This is a genomic window from Cupriavidus metallidurans CH34, assembly GCF_000196015.1.
Lineage (GTDB): Bacteria > Pseudomonadota > Gammaproteobacteria > Burkholderiales > Burkholderiaceae > Cupriavidus > Cupriavidus metallidurans.
In genome coordinates this window covers 1,010,043-1,027,879 of sequence record NC_007974.2, presented here as the reverse complement: position 1 = coordinate 1,027,879, position 17,837 = coordinate 1,010,043, and the positions used below count along the sequence as shown (strand labels likewise).

Below are 17,837 nucleotides of genomic sequence, written 5' to 3'. Positions count from 1 at the left end.
CGCTCTGGCCACGTTTTTGCGTCGTGGCCAGAGCCCCCTCGCCAGCGACTTCCGCCGCTTTCGTCCCCGAGTTACTTGCCTTCGAATACCAGGCTGATGGCCGGTGCGTACTTGTCGCCGTGGCCAGCCTCGATGGCCTGATCGAGACAGTTCATCAGGTTCTTCGCGCCAGTGGCTTCCACACCCAATTGGTCAGCCAGGGCTACGGCATAGCTGATGTCCTTGCGCGCGTAGGTCACCGGGAATGCGCGCTCCGGAAAGACCTGGGGCGCAATCGCCTTCATGCCGTGATTGCGCAGCGCGAAGCTGTCGGCCGAACCAATGGAAAGCGCCTCGAAAAGCCCCTGCGGCGAAAGACCGGCTCGCACGCCGATCGCACGCGCTTCAGACAGTGCGAGCACGGTCTCGTAGAGCACCATGTTGTTGAGGATCTTCACGACCTGCCCCGCGCCCACGCCACCGGCATGGACGACATCCGAGGCGAACATGCGGATGAACGGGGCAACCAGCGCGAACAGCGCGTCGTCAGCGCCCACCGGCACCGCCAGCGTGCCGGCTTCGGCCGCTGCACGCGTGCGCATGACCGGCGCATCGGCAAACTTCATGCCCCTGGCCGCCATGGCCTCCGCAGCCTTGCGTGCCGTGTTCATCGTGGACGTGCTCAGGTCGACGATGATCTGACCGGCGCGGCCACCGGCCAGCAGGCCGTTTTCGCCCAGCACCACCGATTCGACCACCTCGCCAGAGGGCAGCGACAGGAAGACGATGTCCGCCTGCGCAGAGACCTCTGCCATCGTCGCAGCGCGCACGCCGCATTCGGCCAGACGCGCCAGCGGCGCGGCATCGCGGTCGCACGCGAGGACGGTCGCTCCGCTCTTCTGCGCCAGGTGGCGGCACATAGGCTCGCCCATGACGCCAACACCGATAAATCCAATAGTCTTGATTGCCTGCATGATTTGATGCGCTCCTGATCTGGAAACTGGTAGACGTCAGGCCAGGGCCCCGTCGGACGGGAAGTTCTTCTCGTCCATGCTCCAGTAGATGCCTTTGCTTTGCTGGTAGAGGCGCACACCGTTGACGCCTTTCTCCCGCCCGATGCCGCTGTCCTTGAAGCCGCCGAACGGCGTGGCGATCGACAACTGTTTGTACGTATTGATCCAGACCAGTCCGGTCTCCAGCGCCCGCGCCACGCGCCATGCACGCTGGTAGTTTGCCGTCCAGATGCCGGAGGCAAGACCGAAGGCTGAGTCGTTGGCCTGCGCGATCAGGTCATCCTCGTCGCCGAAAGGCAGGACGCAAAGCACTGGCCCGAAGATTTCCTGCTGCACCGCAGTCGCGCTATTGGACAACCCACCGATCACGGTCGGCTCGAAGAACGCGCCAGCCTGCAGCGCCGCCTCGGGCGGCCGACGGCCGCCTGCGAGAATCTGGCCGCCTTCCTCGCGCGCGATGCTGACGAAGCGCTCGACGCGATCCCGATGCGCGAAGCCCGCGAGCGGGCCCAGTTGCGAGCCCGCGACGTCTGGCAGGCCAACACGCAACGCGCGGGCGCGTTCGACCAGCAAACCCACGGCCTTGTCGTAGATCGAACGCTGCACGAAGAGCCGCGACCCTGCGACGCACGACTGGCCGCTGCCTTCGAAAATGCCATCGACCACGCCATTGATCGCGGCGTCGATGTTCGCGTCCTCGAAAATGATGTGCGGAGACTTGCCACCAAGTTCGAGCGCTACGGGGATGAGCCGCTGCGCGGCGATGCCGGCGATGCTGCGCCCGGTGGCCGTGCCGCCCGTGAACGACACCATGCGGACATCAGGATGCTCGACGAGCGCCGTACCGGTCTCCCTGCCGTCGCCGGTGACGACGTTGAGCAGGCCCTTGGGCAAGCCCGCCTCGAACGCCACCTGCGCCAGCAGCAACGCGCCCGACGGCGTGACTTCAGAGGGTTTCAGAATCACCGCGTTGCCGGCGGCCAGGGCCGGGGCCACCTTTTGCGCTTCCATCGTCAACGGGGAATTCCACGGCGTGATCGCGGCGACGACGCCATAGGGTTCATAGGCCGTCATCGACAGATAGTTGCCGCGCGACGGCGTCACTTCCGACCCGAGGGTTTCGCAGGCACTGGCATAGAAGCGGAAGGTCGAGGCCGCGGAAAGGGCCTGGGCCCGGCACTCCGACCAGACCTTGCCGTTCTCAAGCATCTGCAGCCGCGCGAACTCGTCGGCGCGCGCTGTCATGGCATCGGCAATCCGCATCAGGATGCCGGCCCGCACGTGGGGCAGCATCTTGCGCCACGCCGGATCATTGACCGCCCGCTTGGCGGACGCGACGGCAGCCGCCACATGCTCGGCCGTGGCAAAGGCGACCTGCCAGTTGACCTCGCCCGTGGCCGGATTGACGGAATCGAAAGTGCGTGCGGGGGTGAAAACACTGACGCCGTCGACCCAAAGAGCGCGGGTCTGGTCTGATTGATCCTGCATTTACGTGACTCCAATGATTGTGAAATCCAGGAGTACGGCACGCCGGATGACGGTGCTGACGAGAATGTCTCGAAGCCGCTGCTCACAACCGGCGTGACGTTGCGCCGCAATGGACATGTGCGGTCGCGTCTCCTTTTTGCAGATTTTCATTCGTTCTATCTACAAGAACGATAGTTCCGCTAAAGAGAATTATGGGGCAGCAAGGCTGAGGGCGTCAACCACGCCAGGAAATGCCAAGGGGCAAGGCGCGACAGCCGAAAGGACAACCGGCGCCCGGGCGCGGCCAAGCTGGTCGCGCGGGGCGCCGGTACCGCTGCGTCAGGCAGTGAAGGCCAGGCAGCGAAAGTCGGATACCGAAAGTCGAGTAGCGAAAGTCAGGCAGCGAAAAACCGGCGCTCCGCTTCCGCGGGCATCGCCATGCCGGTGACCCGGGCTTTCTCCAGCACCTCCCAGAAGTAACGGTAGGTGGCGCGGTCATGTAGCTCGCCCTTGTACTGGATCGGTCCCCAGTCGGCATCCTGCGCGGCGAGCAGGATGCCGGCGGCGTCCTCCACCTCGGCAAAGTCCGGGCGCATGGCGTTGACGATCGACAGGATCTGCGCGGGATAGATGCTCCACATGCGCAGGAAGCCGAACTGATTGCGCGCGCGGCTGGCGTCGGCGCCAATCACGTCGGCGTCCTTGAGGTTCAGGCAGACATTGTGCGCAGGCACGATGCCATTGGCCAGCGCCGCAGCCACCATGTCGGCCTTGGCGCGCGCCAGCAGCGCGTGCTCGAACTGGCCGGGGCTGCGCATCGCCGCAGCGGGAATCGCGCCGTGATGGCCACTGACAAAGTCCATCAGGCCGAAGTCCAGCACCTCGATGTCCGGCAGTTCGGCGATCGGGAACACGTCGCGCAGCGCGCCGTGCGTTTCGATCAGCACGTGCACTGGCACCGGCCGTTCCAGCCCGGCACGTTGCGCGGTCTCGCGGATAAACGCGATGACCTCCGCCACCTGCTCATGACGCGTGGCCTTGGGCACGGTGATATACGCCAGCCGGCCGCCAGCCTGCCCGACGATGATCTCCACGTCCTGACGCCAGGCCGGGTGCGACGGATCGTGAATCCGCGCGCCGGCGCGCCCGAAGCGATTGCGGTCGGAGGCGATCATCCTCGCCACCATTTCCGCGTGCTCGCGTTCCTGCCCCGTGGCGGCGCCGTCCTCGCAGTCGCAGGTCACGTCGAATACCGGACCGTACTCCGCTTGCAGGTCCATGGCCTTGCCGATCAGCTTTTCGCTACCGGCAAAGTGCTCGCAGGCGGCCAGCGCGGGAAAGGCTTTCTCGCCGGCAAACAGGGCATCTCTCGGGTGTGTCGCGGTTGTCATGCTTTGTCTCTCGTGTGTGTCGTGTGTCGTGTGTCGTGTTCTTGATGGGTCGGACGGACCGGGGACTACCCCGCTCCTTGTCGTTACCGCCTTGTCGTTGCCACCTCGGCATTGGCGCCCGGGCATTACCGCCTTGGGATGGCGATGGTGTAGTCCAGGTCCAGCACCACGCTGGATGGATGCGCGGTCCGGCTCTCGCCGGGCGCGGGGAACGCGATGGATGCCGCGCTGACGTTCTTCACGCCGATCATGCGCAGCCGCAGCCCGCCGAGATGGCCCTGCCCCAGGTCGAGCTTCTCGATCACCTGCGTCGCGCAGGCAATGGTGTCGCCAGCATAGGTCGGATTCACGTGGCTGCCGCCGTTGATGGCGAGAATCGACAGCGCGTTCTCCAGTCCGTCGTACGACAGCGCGCGGCATACCGAAATGATGTGGCCACCATAGACCAACCGCCGTCCACCGCCGGCCGCCATGGCATGACCGTCGAAGTGCGCGCGGGCCGTGTTCTGGTACAGGCGCGTGGCGATGCTGTGGTCGCTGTCGTTGATCGTCATCGCGCCCGGGTGCTCGATGCGCTCGCCCACTGCGTAGTCGTCCCACAGGTCCGCAAAGCCGGTCATCGCCGTGATCTCGCGAACGCGCGCGGTGTAGTCGTCGCGACGCATCCATGCACTCGGCACCACAGCCTGCGTGGCTGGCACCACCGCTTCTGCGCACGCCGCACCGTGGTCCCGCTTGTGCACCATCACCCAGCGCACCCAGCTCAGCACCTCGCGGCCGTGCTGGTTACGCGCCATGGATCGCACGTAGACCACGCCGCTCTTCCCGCTGGTGTTCTCCTTCAGGCCGATAACCTCGGATTCCACCGCCAGCGTGTCACCCGGATACACGTGGGCGAGAAAGCGCACTTCCGCATAGCCCAGGTTGGCCACCGCATTGAGCGAGATATCCGGCACGGTCTTGCCGAACGCCGTGTTGAACACCAGCAGGTCTTCCAGCGGCCGTCGCTCCATCCCCAGATCGCGTGCGTTGGTCTCGGCCGTGCACAGCGCCGCCCGACTGCCGGTCAGGCCGATGTACAGACTCCGGTCGCCTTCGGTCAGCGTGCGCGGCGTGGCATGCCTGATCTTCATGCCGACCCGGAAGTCCTCGAAATAGTTACCGCTGCGGCACTTCTCCATGTCCACTCCGTTTTATTTGTACGCACATACTCGCAACGAAAACCGCGAGTGTCAACCGGGATCTTTGCCGCCAAGGCCGCGTACAGGCCGTCAGACCGCACATATATCGCACTTACCTCCGTAGCAACCTCAACAGTTTCGCTTGCAAAAGTCCGGATACCCTGATTACTATGTCCGTACATATAAGCGAACCAATGAGAAAGTGAGGAGTCGTCGATGCAAAAACTGACCGAAGAGCGGCGCATGATTCAGGAGGCAGCGCGCCAGTTCACGATGGAGCGCGTGCTGCCGATCGCCAACAGGCTGGACCCTGAAAAAGGCCAGATCCCGCGCGACCTGATCGACGAAATGGCCGAGCTTGGCTACTTCGGCATCCTGATCCCCGAGGAGTACGGTGGCCTTGGGCTGGGCGCCTACGAGTACTGCCTCGTGGCCGAGCAGCTTTCGCGTGGCTGGATGAGCGTGGGCAGCCTGATTGCCCGCGGCAATGGCCTGATCGGCGCGCTGAAGGGCCTGGCGCCCGAGAAGAAGGCCGAGTACCTGCCGCGCATGGCGCGTGGCGAATTCCTGGGTGCGTTCTCGCTGTCCGAGCCGAATGCCGGATCGGACGTGGCCAACATCTCCTGCCGCGCCGTGCGCGATGGCGACGACTGGCTCATCACCGGCAACAAGTACTGGTGCACGTTCGCCGACCAGTCCGACTTCATCCTGGTGATCTGCCGCACCGATCCTGTGATCGACCCGAAGGCGCGCCACAAGGGCTTATCCGCATTCCTGGTGGAAAAGCCGCGCGGCGAGCTGCCCGAAGGCGTGAAAGGCAGCGTCATCCCGAAAATCGGCTACCACGGCTGGACCACCTGGGAACTGGCGTTCGACAACTGCCGCGTGCCGCACTCGAGCATGGTGGGCGAGGAAGGCAAAGCGTTCTACTTGACCACCGCCGGACTGGAAACGGCGCGCGCCCACACGGCGGCCCGCTCGATCGGGCTAGCCCAGGGCAGCCTCGAGGATTCGATCCAGTACGCGAAGGACCGCGCCCAGTTCGGCGCCCCGATCGGCAACTTCCAGGCCATCCGCTTCAAGCTGGCCGACATGGCGACGCAGATCGAAGCATCCCGCGCCCTGCTCTACACCGTGTGCGAAAAGATCGACGAAGGCGTGCGCGCCGACACCGAGGCGTCGATGGTCAAGCTGTTCGCCAGCGAGATGTGCGAGCGCGTGACCAGCGAAGGGCTGCAGATCCATGGCGGCGCCGGCTACACCACGCACTTCGCGGCCGAGCGCTACTGGCGCGATGCGCGTCTGACCAAGATTTTCGAAGGCACCTCCGAGATCCAGATGCGCATCATCTCCGATGCCATGCTGGGCAAGGTTGCAGCCTGATCTCCGGGGCAAGCGATGACTTCGAACATGCCTGCCACCGGCATTACCGCCCGCGCCGCCAGCATCGCGGTTGACCGAGCCCTGCGCTTTCCGGCCGCCGCGCTCGACGTGGCGCGGTTGTCCGTCTACGACTGCCTGGCTGTAGCGATCGCGGGGGCCGGCGAACCGGTCAGCGTGGCTGTGCGCGAGCTGGTCAGCCGCGAAGGCGGCACCGCGCAAGCGAGCGCAATCGGCCTGGCGGCGCGCATTCCCGCCCGCGCGGCCGCGATGCTGAACGGCACGGCCGCGCACGCGCTCGACTACGACGATACGCACTTCGACTTCGTCGGCCATCCCTGTGCATAAGCAGCTTTCGTGATGCCGAAAGCGTGGGGATTTGAGCAAGAACGGTGATGGACGCTGGAGGGGTTCCCTCAGGGAGCGTGCATGCACGCGCCTGAGGGAAGATGTCGCCTTTATTGTGTCGAGCAATGAAGGAGACCTCAGCAGTGTGCCATGCCTTGCTACAAACGCCAGCGTTTTTTGCCCTGTTGCGCCGGATCGACGAAGACTTGATGAAGGTGGCGCGAGACAGGGGCTGCTGCCATTGCGGCTCTGTGCTGCACAGTGCCAACTATCCGCGTAAGCCGCGCGGATGCCCACCGGCAGCACACCCGGACTGCAATACGCGCCTGAGCCTGTGCTGTGCCGGATGCCGCAAACGCATGACGCCCGATTCGGTGCGCTTTCTCGGCCGGCGTGTCTGGCTGGCCATTGTCCTGGTACTGCGATCGAGCCGTGCCACTGGCGCCTGCCTGGACGGCCTGCCGGCGATCAGTTGGGCCACGCTCAAGCGCTGGCGTCAGTGGTGGACCGAGACCTTCCCCAAGACCCCCGTCGGTCGGTGGCTGCGTGGCCTCATCCCGCCAACGCCCGAGCCGTTCATCTATCCCGACTGCCTGCTGCAATCGGTCGAGCACGACAGCGAAGACGAGCGTCTGGCCGCGGTGTTGCTTCTGCTGCTGGGCCCGGCCTGACCACGCTGGCTGAGGGATGCGCCAGATAGGGGAATCTCCCGCAGAACATGTCGATGGCGGGTCACCCGCACTGCCCGTAGCCTGCTCCCGTTATCCCCCCAACGGAGAGTCATGTCACTATCGATTGATCATCGCAACCGATGGGCGCGCTTGCGCTTCTCGGTCATTGGCCCTTTGCTGGCTTCGCCGCCTGCCAAAGGAGAATTGCAGCAAGCGTTCCAGGCACTGGCCGCCAAGGTCTGGCGGCACCCCATCACCGGCGCCGACGTTCAGTTCGGCGCGTCTTCCATCGAACGCTGGTATTACCGGGCCCGTCACGTCCAGGATCCGGTCGATCAACTCAAGAACCGACTGCGCGACGATTGCGGCCACTTCGTCAGTCTGAGCCCAGCCATCATCGAAGCGCTGGTCGAGCAGTACCGTCAGCACCCCGGCTGGACCATGCAGTTGCATTACGACAACCTGCGCGTCGCGACCAAGGATGGCCCGGACACGCTGCCGTCCTACACCACGGTGTGCCGGTATCTGAAGGCGCAGGGTCTGGTGCGCAAGCCAACCCCGCGCTCGAGCACGGATGGGGCCATCGCTGCTGCGGCTCGCCGCGAGGCACGCGAGGTGCGTAGCTACGAGGTCGACCACGTGGCCGCGCTCTGGCACCTGGACTTCCACCATGGTTCGCGCAAGGTGCTCACCCCCGATGGGCAGTGGCACAAGCCGCTGCTGCTCTGCATTATGGACGACCATTCGCGGCTGGTCTGCCACCTGCAGTGGTTCCTCGACGAGACCACTGCCTCGCTGGTGCACGGCGTCTCGCAGGCGATCATGAAGCGAGGGCTGCCGCGGGCCATCATGACCGATAACGGCGCAGCCATGATGGCCGACGAGTTCGTCGAGGGGCTGGCCAGTCTGGGCATCCTGCACCAGACTACCTTGCCCTACAGCCCATACCAGAATGCCAAGCAGGAACGCTTCTGGGGACAGCTCGAGTCCCGGCTGATGGCCATGCTCGAAGGTGAGTCGCACCTCACCCTGGAGCAATTGAACCTCGCCACGCAGGCCTGGGTCGAGCAGGAATACCACCACAAGGAACACGCCGAACTCGAGGCGACGCCTCTGCAGCGCTACCTGTCCTGTGCCGACGTCTCGCGCCCCAGTCCCGAGGCGCTGGCCTTGCGCCGGGCCTTCCGTATCCGCCAGCATCGCCGCCAGCGCAGAACCGACGGCACCTTCACGTTGGACGGCGTGCGCTTCGAGATCCCCGGCGCTTACCGCCACCTCGAGCAAGTCTGCCTGAGCTACGCGCGCTGGGATCTCTCCCAAGTCGACCTGATCGATGCGCGCATCGGCGCGATCCTGGCCGCCGTGTTCCCGCTGGACAAGTCTGCCAATGCCGACGCACGGCGCGCGCATCTCACGGCCAAGGGTGCCTCGCCTGCTAACGAGGAACCCGCGCAGGCTGGCACTGCGCCGCTGCTGCGTCAGTTGCTCGCCGAACACGCCGCCACCGGCCTGCCGCCGGCCTATCTCCCACCCGCACCCACCAAGCTATGAATCAACCCAACCTGCTGGCCTTGTACGGTCTGAAGTTCAACCCCTTCGCCCAGGACATCCCCGTCGAGGCCGTGTTCGTGCCACCCAAGCTCGATCACTTCTGCTGGCGCATTGAGAACGGTATGGCCCGCGAAGGCGGCTTCGCCATGGTGCATGGCGACCCCGGTTGCGGCAAGAGCGTCACGCTGCGCCTGCTCCATCAGCGCCTCATGCGCGTCCCCGATCTGATGGTCGGCTCGATCGCTCACCCACAGAGCAATCTGGCGGACTTCTATCGCGAGCTCAGCGACATCTTTACCGTACCGCTCAAGCCCCACAATCGCTGGGGCGGCTTCAAGGCGCTGCGCGAGCGCTGGCTCACCCACATGGAGGCCAGCCGCCGCCGCTGCGTGCTGCTCATCGATGAAGCCCAGGAGATGGCGGTGCCAGCCCTCTCGGAACTGCGCCTGCTCGCACAGGCACGCTTCGACTCGCAATTGCTGCTGTGCGTGGTGCTTGCCGGCGACGCTCGCCTGCCGGAGAAGTTCAGCCGCGAGGACCTGATCCCGCTGGGCAGCCGCATCCGCTGCCGTCTGGCGCTGGAGAGTGCGAGCATCGACGAGCTGCAGGCCTGCCTGGACCACTTGCTGGCCGCCGCCGGCAACGCCACCCTGATGACCATGCCATTGCGCCAGACCCTGTGTGAGCACGCCGCCGGCAATTACCGCATCCTGATGAACCTGGCGGGCGAGCTTCTGGCCCAGGCCGCGCAGCGGGAGCTACCGCAGATCGACGAGAAGCTCTATCTGGAAACCTACAGCGCAACCCTGAACCGCCGCGCCAGGCGGTGAGTGGCGCCGTTGGCCATCGCCGCCACGTCCATCAACACAACGACGACATCACCATGACCTTCCACCAGCCATCCGGCATCGCCCAGGGGCTGCCCCTGCTCATTGATGCCAACTGGACGCCCGCGCAGGCCTGGGCTGTGATCGAATTGCTCGACGATCTGCGCGACCGTCTGCATGCTCACTATCAATTGGCCTTGGCCCAGTGGCTGGCCGAAGATCGGCAGGAGCATCCTGATGGCCTTGGCGATCTCGCAGATAACGACTTCTGATCCAGTAACAAGGGGCCCGCCGGGCCCCTTGTTACATCAGTGCCGCTGCTCCGCATCCGGTCCACCGCGATAGATCGCCACGTCCATCAGCGTTGCCCGACGGCACGCAACATTGGTGATGGACGGTGCCGCAGCCGACCATCAATTACCGTGCTCGCGCATCCATCGAATCTCGTGCTCACGCACAATCCCACCGTTGCCGTGCTGCCCGCCGCATTGGCCGTGGCCGAACAGCAGCAGGCCAGCGGCAAGGATCTGCTGGAAGCGTTCCTGACCGGGGTGGAAGTCACCTGCCGCGTCGGCGGCTGGCTGGGACGCCCGCACTACAACGCCGGGTTCCACCAGACCGCCACGTCGGGCGCTTTCGGCGCCGCCGCAGCCGCCGCGCGGCTGCTGGATCTCGATGCGGAACGCGCGGCCCACGCGCTAGGTCTCGCGGCCACGCGCGCGTCGGGACTGAAGTGCCAGTTTGGCACGATGGCCAAGCCGTTCCATGCAGGCATGGCGGCGTCCACGGGCGTGGAGTCAGCCACCCTCGCAGCCCTGGGATTCGTCGCCCGCCCTGACGCCATTGAATGCGCCGGCGGTTTCGCCACCACACATGGCGCCGGACAGGGCTGCCTCGACAATTCGTTTGACGGGCTACCCGAAGCCTTCCGCTTCGTCGACGTCCAGTACAAGTTCCATGCGTGCTGCCACGGCACGCATCCTGCGCTGGAGGCATTGCACGGCCTGCGCGAACAGCATCGTCTGACGGGCGGCGACATCGAGCACGTCACGCTGGCCATCGCGCCTCAATGGCTGCCGGTCTGCTGCATCGCGCAACCCACAACCGGCCTGGAGGCCAAGTTCAGCCTCGCGCTGACCGGGGCAATGGTACTGGCCGGTGTGGACACGGCATCGCTGGCGTCGTTTTCCGATGCCTGCTGCCAGGACCCCGCATTGACCAACCTCGCGCGACGCATCGAGATCCACCCCGACCCGGCGATTACCGACACCGCCTGTCATGCGACGGTGCTGACCCGGAGCGGCGCGACACTGTCCCGCCACGTCGATCTCAGCACCCCGGTGTCCTACGACACCAAGGCCACCAAGCTCAAGGCCAAGGCCGGCGCCCTGCTGGGCCAGACCCGTGCCGAAGCACTCTGGACCTTCGTCGCCGCGCTGGACACGCAGCCAGCCGCCGTTCTCTACCCGCGCCTGCATGACTGGTTCGCCGATGCCGCCGCCTGATACCCCACACATCGGAGCCCCACGCATGCAAACCCACGCAGACACCCAGACCCATCCCCCCGGCGCCCTTGCCGGCCTGCGCGTGGTCGACCTCACGCAGATGCTCGCCGGACCGTTCTGCACCCAGGTGCTGGCCGATCACGGCGCGGACGTGATCAAGGTGGAAGCGATGACCGGTGATGGCACCCGCATCACCGGCCCCTTCTGTGACGACGACACGCTGCGCGAATTCGGCGGCTACTTCCAGAGCGTCAATCGCAACAAGCGGTCGATCGCGGTGGACCTCAAGAGCAGCACTGGGCGCGAGATCCTGCGCAAGCTGATAGACAGCGCCGACGTCGTGGTCGAGAACTTTCGCGCCGGCGTCATGGAGCGCCTTGGCCTGTCCTACGAAACCCTGCGCGAAACCAATCCGCGTCTGGTCTATGGCACGGTACGCGGCTTCGGCGACCCACGCAGCGGCGAAAGCCCCTACGCGCAGTGGCCTGCCTACGACGTCGTGTCGCAGGCGATGGGCGGCATGATGGGCATCACCGGCCCCGACCGGGACACTGCTACGAAGATCGGCCCGGGCGTCGGCGATACGATACCTGCGCTGATGCTCTGCATTGGCATTCTCTCCGCCGTGCACCGCGCGCGCGGCACCGGGCACGGTCAGTTCGTCGATGTGGCCATGACCGATGCGGTACTGGCCATGTGCGAGCGCATCGTCTACCAGACGTCCTACACCGGCGTGGTACCAGCGCCCGAAGGCAACCGCCACCCGTTGCTCTGCCCCTTCGGCCTGTTCCGCTCGCGCGACGGCCAGGTCTCGATTGCCTGCGCCACCGATGCATTCTGGGAAAAGCTGGCCATCGCCATCGGCCGCCCGGACATGGCCACCGACGAGGCGTTCGCCACCAATGCAGCCCGCGTGCAGCACCAGCAGCAGGTCATCGACGCGATCGAAGCATTCACCACCGTGCGCACAAAGGAAGAGATCGCTGCCGTTCTCGGCGGCAAGGTGCCGTTCGGCCCGGTCTACACCGCCGCGGAGATCTTTGCTGACCCGCACTACGCGGTGCGCGAGATGCTGGTCGAAGTCGAACAGCCCGGCTCGGCCAGACCGGTGAAGATCGCCGGCGTGCCCATCAAGCTGAGCGACACCCCTGGCGCGGTACGTCGGCGCGCGCCGCTGCTGGGCGAGCACACCGAGGAAATCCTGCTGGCCACCGGCTACACCGAACGGGACATCAAGGGCCTGCGGGAGACAAAAGCCGTTCGCTAGAAAACACAGGACAACCAAAAACAAGCAACAAAGGAGACAGGACATGAACTTCGCGAGAACCGCACTGACGACCTTGCTATTGACGCTTGCCGTCATGCATCCCGCCGCTGCCGCCGACTATCCGGAGAAACCGGTCAAGGTGCTGGTGGGTTTTCCGGCGGGGCAGACCACTGACGTGATTGCCCGCAAGCTGGCGCAGCAACTCTCGACGTCGCTCAAGCAATCGTTCTACGTCGAGAACAAGCCGGGCGTGGGTGCCGGACTCGCTGCGGAAGAAGTCGCTCGCGCGAAGCCGGACGGCTACACGCTGCTGGCAACCTCGAGCGGGCCGATGGCCGTCAACGGCTGGATCTACAAGAACCAGCGCTACGACAGCGTGCGCGACTTCGAGCCGCTGGCACTGATCGGGGTCTTTCCGCTGGTGCTGGTCGTCAATCCGAACTCGCAGTTCAAGACCGTGGCGGATCTGGTCGCCTATGCCAGGCTCCATCCCGGCAAGGTGAACTACGCATCCGGCGGGAACGGCGTCACCAATCATCTGGTGATGGAAATGTTCAAGCAAACAGCAGGCATCAATCTCGCCCACGTCCCTTACAAGGGCGGCGTCGCCGCGATGACCGACGTGGTCGGCGGGCAAGTAGAGGTGATGTTCGAAGTGGTGTCGATTGCGGAGCCGCTGATTCGCGGCGGAAAGCTGAGACCACTTGCCGTGGCCAGCGAACAGCGGGTGTCGACGCTGCCGAACGTGCCCACGATCGCCGAATCAGGCTTTCCGGGCTTCCGTGGCAACCCATGGATCGGCGTCGTGGCGCCGAAGAACTTGGCGGCCTCAATTCCGAAGTGCAACACCGAGAATTGAGGCCAAGATGACCAAGAAAAATTACCAGCAGTTGAGTGAGACCGAACGCCATGCGATAGCCCTGGGGCTGCAGCAAAAGCAAAGCCTCAGCGCCATAGCCAGGGCCCTGGGGCGTGACAAGAGCACTATCAGCCGCGAGTGCAATCGCAATGCAGGCGGCAAGGGCTACGCCTCCAAGTTCGCCCAGCAGCGCAGTGACAATCGCAAACGCCAAGCCCGTCCCAGCCCCAAGCTGCACCGCCAAGGGCCCTTGTTCCCGCTGGTTTGCGACTACCTGCGCCACAAGTGGTCGCCCCAGCAAATCGCCAACGAACTCCAGCGTCTTCACCCACAGGATCGCCGCTTGCAAGCCTCACACGAAAGCATCTACACCTGCATCTACGCCCAGCCCCGGGGAGAGCTCAAGAAGGAGCTGGTGTCCTGCCTGCGCATGGCCCACGCCAAACGTTGGCCCCGCTCCAGGGGAAAGGATCGCCGCAAGGAGACGCAAGACTTGCTGAGCATCCATGTGCGAGCACCCGAGATCGAGGATCGCCAGTTGCCCGGCCACTGGGAGGGTGATCTGATCAAAGGCAAGGCTAACGCCAGTGCGATTGGCACGCTGGTCGAGCGCACCACCCGTCTGGTGGTGCTGGTCAAGCTGCCACACCCCAACCCCGCCACAGCGGCGCATGTACTGCAAGCCTTCAGCGACAAGCTCAAGACAATAGCCCAGCCGATGCGCCAGACCCTGACCTACGACCGGGGCAGCGAGATGGCCGAGCACCGCCAGCTCAGCGAGAACACAGGCATGAAGGTGTACTTCTGCGACCCCTACAGTCCCTGGCAAAGGGGGAGCAACGAGAACACCAATGGGCTCTTGCGCCAGTACTTCCCCAAGGGGACTGATCTGAGTGGCTACAGCCAGGAGCAGTTGGACGCTGTGGCCGATGAGCTCAATGGACGGCCCAGGATGACTCTGGGGTGGCGCAAGCCCATCGAGGTCTATGCCGAGCATTTGGCGCGGCTGGCCCAGCAGCCGGATTTAGTGCATTGAGTTTTTGTTGCACTTGGACTTGAAACCGCCCTTGCCCAAACCGGTAGCGGACAAGCTGTCCGCGGAGATCATCCGCATCTCGAAGACCCCGGAGTGGACCAGGGCGATGGGTGAACTGGGCGCGATTCCTGAAACGATGGGGCCTGCCGACTTCAACCGCTTCGTGCGCGCCGAAGTCACGCGCTGGGGCGACGCGGTCAAGGCTGCCAACGTCAAGGTGGATTGACGGGGCTGCATCCGCCGTCACGCAGGACAGCGGTGGCAAGTCACGCGCCAGCGTGCCTGCCGCGCCTGAGCTGAAACGACACCGACACCCGATCGGCCGGATACACCGTATCGGTGATCTCCAAAATCCGGCCGGCCGAATCCTTGTACTGACGCACCAGCCGCATACCCGCCGTGCCAGCCTCCACACCGAGTTGATCGGCCAGGGGGCCCTCGATCAGCGTGGCGGTGATCGTTTGCCGGATCTCGGCAATCGCGATCGCATACTCGCGCTCGATCAGCGCGCTGACCAGCACCTGGGGGCTATTCCGAATCGTGTCGACCAGCCCCGCCAGCGTGGCCTCGATATAGATATCCGCGACCGCAACCGGCGTCTGGCCTTTGCGCGCATCCACGCGCGTGCCGGACAGCAGCACCCATGCGCTGCCGATCGGCGCTTCGAGCCGCCGCGCCAGCGCGCGGTCCAGCGTGACATCGCGCACCGCCTCGATCGCCCGCACTTCGGTGGCGGCCACACGCACCAGATCCTCGGCCGTCCCGAACGACTGCGTATACGACGCTCCCGGGTTGGCGGACTCGACAATGGTCCCCACCGCTTTCTTGCGCGAGATATAGCCGAGATCCTGCAGCATCCGCAGCGACGCCCGCACCGTATGGCGGCTGACGCCATGCAACTCGGCCAGTTCATGCTCGGTCGGCAACAGACTGCCCACCACATGGCGGCCTTCGGATATCTCGCGAATCAGCGTGCTCGCCAGTTCGGCGTAGCGCGTGGGGGCGGGTGACTCGGTCTTGCTGTCCTTCTGGGCGGTTGCCATTGCGATGGATGTCTGGATCTGGATGCCGCCGCATTGTACGGCCTGGCACGGGTGTTGGCTGCGAATGCCGGCCGCGTCCGGCCAACGTCTTGCCGCGCGGCGGGCTTGCCGCGCCTGCCTGCGCGGTGATTCTCATACGCCGTGCAGCTGCGAATCTGCCCCCAACTTATCTCCGATCTTGTACGCACATAGTACACGACGATCACCAACGATCTCCCGGCTTTCCGCCTCCCCTCTCCTCTGCGCAGCATCGCTGATTTTTGCGCCACCCATCTCGGGTGGGCAGGTGCGTCAGATCTTGCGCACCCCCCATCAGTAGCCGCTACTATGTACGTACATATAAATTTATAAAAACACTGCCACGGATGCAGCGGATAGCAAGGAGACAAGGATGAAGAGAGGGTTCATAGCCGCCATGCTGTGCGTGGCCGCGGGCGTGGCGGGCGCGTCCGGGATCTACCCGGCACGCCCGGTCAAACTGATCGTCGGCTACTCGGCAGGTGGCCCGGTCGACAGCGCCGCGCGAATCTACGCGCAGCATCTGGGCACCGTGCTTGGGCAGGTTGTGGTGGTGGAAAACCGTGGCGGCGCGGGCGGTGCCATCGCCGCGACCATGATCACCAAGGCCAGTCCCGACGGCTACACGCTGTTCTTCGTCGGCAGCCCAACCCTGACGATGGCGCCGATGGTGCAGAAGTCCGCCACATACAGGCCGCTCAAGGACTTCACGCTGGTCGGTCTGCTCAACACCTATACCAACGCTCTACTGGTGGCGGAAGACTCGCCGCTCAAGAACGTGCAGGACCTGGTCGCCTACGCGAAGACGCACCCTGACGGACTCGCATTTGGGTCCGCGGGCGTGGGCGCCTCCAACCATCTGGCCGCCGAACTACTCGCGCAGCGTGGCGGCGTCAGGTTTCTCCACGTCCCCTACAAAGGCAACTCTCCGGCCATCGCAGACCTGATCGGCGGAAAGATCGGCTTCATGTTCGATGTCACCGGCAGCGCGGTTGGCTATGTGCAAGGCGGCAAGGTGCGGGCGCTGGCGGTCTCCTCCGCGACACGCAACCCCGCCCTGCCCGGCGTGCCGACAGTCGCCGAATCGGGCCTGAAAGGCTTTGACGTGAGCGGCTGGTTCGGCCTGATCGGCCCGCCGGGGATGCCACAGCCGGTCATCGACCGCCTGGTCGGGGCCAACCGCGAAGTCGGCCGCAATGCGGCGTACCTGGAGAGCCTGGCACGCGGCGGCTATGCCCCCAGCATCAGCGGCCCCACGGAGTTCACCGATCGCCTCAGGCAGGACCTGACGCTTTGGAGCGACGTGATCAGGAAAGCCAACATCGAGCCGCAATAAGCCTGCCGACTCGGCACCCAATCTCACCAACATTCAGGAGCAACACGATGCAAGGAATCATGGAAGGCAAGGTAGCGCTGGTCACGGGCGCGGGTGGTGGTATCGGACGCGGTATCGCGCTGGCCCTCGGGGCCGCTGGCGCCCGGGTAGTCGTCAACGACCTCGGGGTGTCGATGAGCGGCGAAGGCGGCGATGCCGGCCCCGCGCAGCGCGTGGCCGAGGAAATCCGCGCGGCCGGCGGCCAGGCGGTGGCGAATACTGACAGCGTGTCTACGTGGAACGGCGCTCACAACATCATCCAGTGCGCGCTAGACAACTTCGGCCGCATCGACGCCGTGGTCAACAACGCTGGCAACCTGCGTGACCGCATGTTCTTCAAAATGAACGAGGAAGAATGGCGCTCGGTGATCGACGTGCATCTGCACGGCACGTTCTTCGTCAGCCGCGCTGCCGCCAACCATTTCAAGGACCAGGAAGGCGGCGCGTATGTGCACATGACGTCGACCTCCGGCCTGATCGGCAACTTTGGCCAGGCCAACTACGCCGCGGCCAAGCTCGGCATCGTCGCACTGTCCAAGTCGATCGCGCTGGACATGCAACGCTTCAACGTGCGCTCGAACTGCATCGCGCCGTTTGCCTGGAGCCGCATGACCAGCTCGATCCCGGCCGAGACGCCCGAGGAGAAAGCCCGCGTGGCCAAGCTGCAAAGGATGGAGGCCGGCAAGATCGCGCCGATGGCCGTATTCCTGGCGAGCGACGCGGCGCGCGATGTCAGCGGCCAGATCTTCGCCGTGCGCGCCAACGAGATCATGCTGATGAGCCATTCGCGCCCGATCCGCTCGGTGCACATGGGCGAAGGCTGGACACCCGAGGCCATCGGCGAAGTCGCCGTGCCGGCCATGCGCAACAGCTTCTACAAGCTCGAACGCTCCGCCGACGTGATCGGCTGGGACCCGATCTGAGGG

General features: G+C 65.0%; 18 protein-coding genes. 13 read left to right on the top strand and 5 right to left on the bottom strand.

What is annotated here, in order from left to right:
• Positions 1-71: 71 nt before the first annotated feature.
• The 4 genes from RMET_RS22835 to RMET_RS22820 form a co-directional block, all read right to left on the bottom strand.
• Complete coding sequence (locus RMET_RS22835; RefSeq protein WP_011518902.1) at positions 72-953, bottom strand: NAD(P)-dependent oxidoreductase; 882 nt, start codon at positions 951-953, stop codon at positions 72-74.
• 36 nt (positions 954-989) lie between these two features.
• Positions 990-2,480: an aldehyde dehydrogenase gene (locus tag RMET_RS22830; protein ID WP_011518901.1), complete on the bottom strand. Its 1,491-nt coding sequence runs from the start codon at positions 2,478-2,480 to the stop codon at positions 990-992.
• A 374-nt stretch (positions 2,481-2,854) separates the two neighbouring features.
• Positions 2,855-3,850 carry an HpcH/HpaI aldolase/citrate lyase family protein gene (locus tag RMET_RS22825; RefSeq protein ID WP_029310037.1) on the bottom strand — a complete coding sequence of 332 codons (996 nt, stop codon included), beginning with the start codon at positions 3,848-3,850 and terminating at the stop codon, positions 2,855-2,857.
• 125 nt (positions 3,851-3,975) lie between these two features.
• The gene (locus RMET_RS22820) at positions 3,976-5,031 is read right to left on the bottom strand and encodes a MaoC family dehydratase (RefSeq protein WP_029310038.1); all 1,056 of its coding nucleotides are present in this window, start codon (positions 5,029-5,031) and stop codon (positions 3,976-3,978) included.
• A 216-nt stretch (positions 5,032-5,247) separates the two neighbouring features.
• On the opposite strand from RMET_RS22820, the gene RMET_RS22815 reads away from it, so the two are divergent.
• The 11 genes from RMET_RS22815 (at position 5,248) to RMET_RS22765 (ending at position 14,701) form a co-directional block, all read left to right on the top strand.
• Entirely contained in the window at positions 5,248-6,414 is a 1,167-nt protein-coding gene (locus RMET_RS22815) for an acyl-CoA dehydrogenase family protein (RefSeq protein WP_011518898.1), read from the top strand.
• A gap of 15 nt (positions 6,415-6,429) precedes the next feature.
• Positions 6,430-6,759: an MmgE/PrpD family protein gene (locus tag RMET_RS22810; RefSeq protein WP_029310039.1), complete on the top strand. Its 330-nt coding sequence runs from the start codon at positions 6,430-6,432 to the stop codon at positions 6,757-6,759.
• A 125-nt stretch (positions 6,760-6,884) separates the two neighbouring features.
• Positions 6,885-7,430 carry a transposase gene (locus RMET_RS32740; protein ID WP_124682078.1) on the top strand — a complete coding sequence of 182 codons (546 nt, stop codon included), beginning with the start codon at positions 6,885-6,887 and terminating at the stop codon, positions 7,428-7,430.
• Between the two features lie 111 nt (positions 7,431-7,541).
• Positions 7,542-8,981, top strand: a complete 1,440-nt coding sequence (locus tag RMET_RS22800; protein WP_008651549.1) for an IS481 family transposase — start codon at positions 7,542-7,544, stop codon at positions 8,979-8,981.
• Positions 8,978-9,811, top strand: coding sequence for an ExeA family protein (locus RMET_RS22795; RefSeq protein ID WP_008651548.1), 834 nt, complete (start codon positions 8,978-8,980; stop codon positions 9,809-9,811). The genes RMET_RS22800 and RMET_RS22795 overlap by 4 nt, the downstream gene beginning before the upstream one ends.
• Before the next feature lie 53 nt (positions 9,812-9,864).
• Positions 9,865-10,080, top strand: a complete 216-nt coding sequence (locus tag RMET_RS22790; protein ID WP_011229369.1) for a hypothetical protein — start codon at positions 9,865-9,867, stop codon at positions 10,078-10,080.
• A gap of 150 nt (positions 10,081-10,230) precedes the next feature.
• Positions 10,231-11,313 (top strand): MmgE/PrpD family protein, encoded by a 1,083-nt coding sequence (locus tag RMET_RS22785; protein ID WP_231138568.1) that lies wholly within the window; start codon positions 10,231-10,233, stop codon positions 11,311-11,313.
• A 25-nt stretch (positions 11,314-11,338) separates the two neighbouring features.
• A complete protein-coding gene (locus RMET_RS22780; RefSeq protein ID WP_011518897.1) occupies positions 11,339-12,580 on the top strand; it encodes a CaiB/BaiF CoA transferase family protein in 1,242 nt (413 codons plus the stop codon).
• Between the two features lie 43 nt (positions 12,581-12,623).
• Positions 12,624-13,439, top strand: coding sequence for a Bug family tripartite tricarboxylate transporter substrate binding protein (locus tag RMET_RS22775; protein WP_231138567.1), 816 nt, complete (start codon positions 12,624-12,626; stop codon positions 13,437-13,439).
• 7 nt (positions 13,440-13,446) lie between these two features.
• Positions 13,447-14,475 (top strand): IS30-like element IS1088 family transposase, encoded by a 1,029-nt coding sequence (locus tag RMET_RS22770; protein WP_011516271.1) that lies wholly within the window; start codon positions 13,447-13,449, stop codon positions 14,473-14,475.
• 31 nt (positions 14,476-14,506) lie between these two features.
• A complete protein-coding gene (locus RMET_RS22765; protein ID WP_029310361.1) occupies positions 14,507-14,701 on the top strand; it encodes a tripartite tricarboxylate transporter substrate-binding protein in 195 nt (64 codons plus the stop codon).
• A gap of 40 nt (positions 14,702-14,741) precedes the next feature.
• Here RMET_RS22765 and RMET_RS22760 read toward each other — a convergent pair whose 3' ends face one another.
• Positions 14,742-15,518, bottom strand: coding sequence for a GntR family transcriptional regulator (locus RMET_RS22760; protein WP_011518896.1), 777 nt, complete (start codon positions 15,516-15,518; stop codon positions 14,742-14,744).
• 391 nt (positions 15,519-15,909) lie between these two features.
• On the opposite strand from RMET_RS22760, the gene RMET_RS22755 reads away from it, so the two are divergent.
• Positions 15,910-16,872 carry a Bug family tripartite tricarboxylate transporter substrate binding protein gene (locus RMET_RS22755; RefSeq protein WP_011518894.1) on the top strand — a complete coding sequence of 321 codons (963 nt, stop codon included), beginning with the start codon at positions 15,910-15,912 and terminating at the stop codon, positions 16,870-16,872.
• 47 nt (positions 16,873-16,919) lie between these two features.
• Positions 16,920-17,834: an SDR family NAD(P)-dependent oxidoreductase gene (locus RMET_RS22750; RefSeq protein WP_011518893.1), complete on the top strand. Its 915-nt coding sequence runs from the start codon at positions 16,920-16,922 to the stop codon at positions 17,832-17,834.
• The last annotated feature ends 3 nt before the right edge of the window (positions 17,835-17,837 follow it).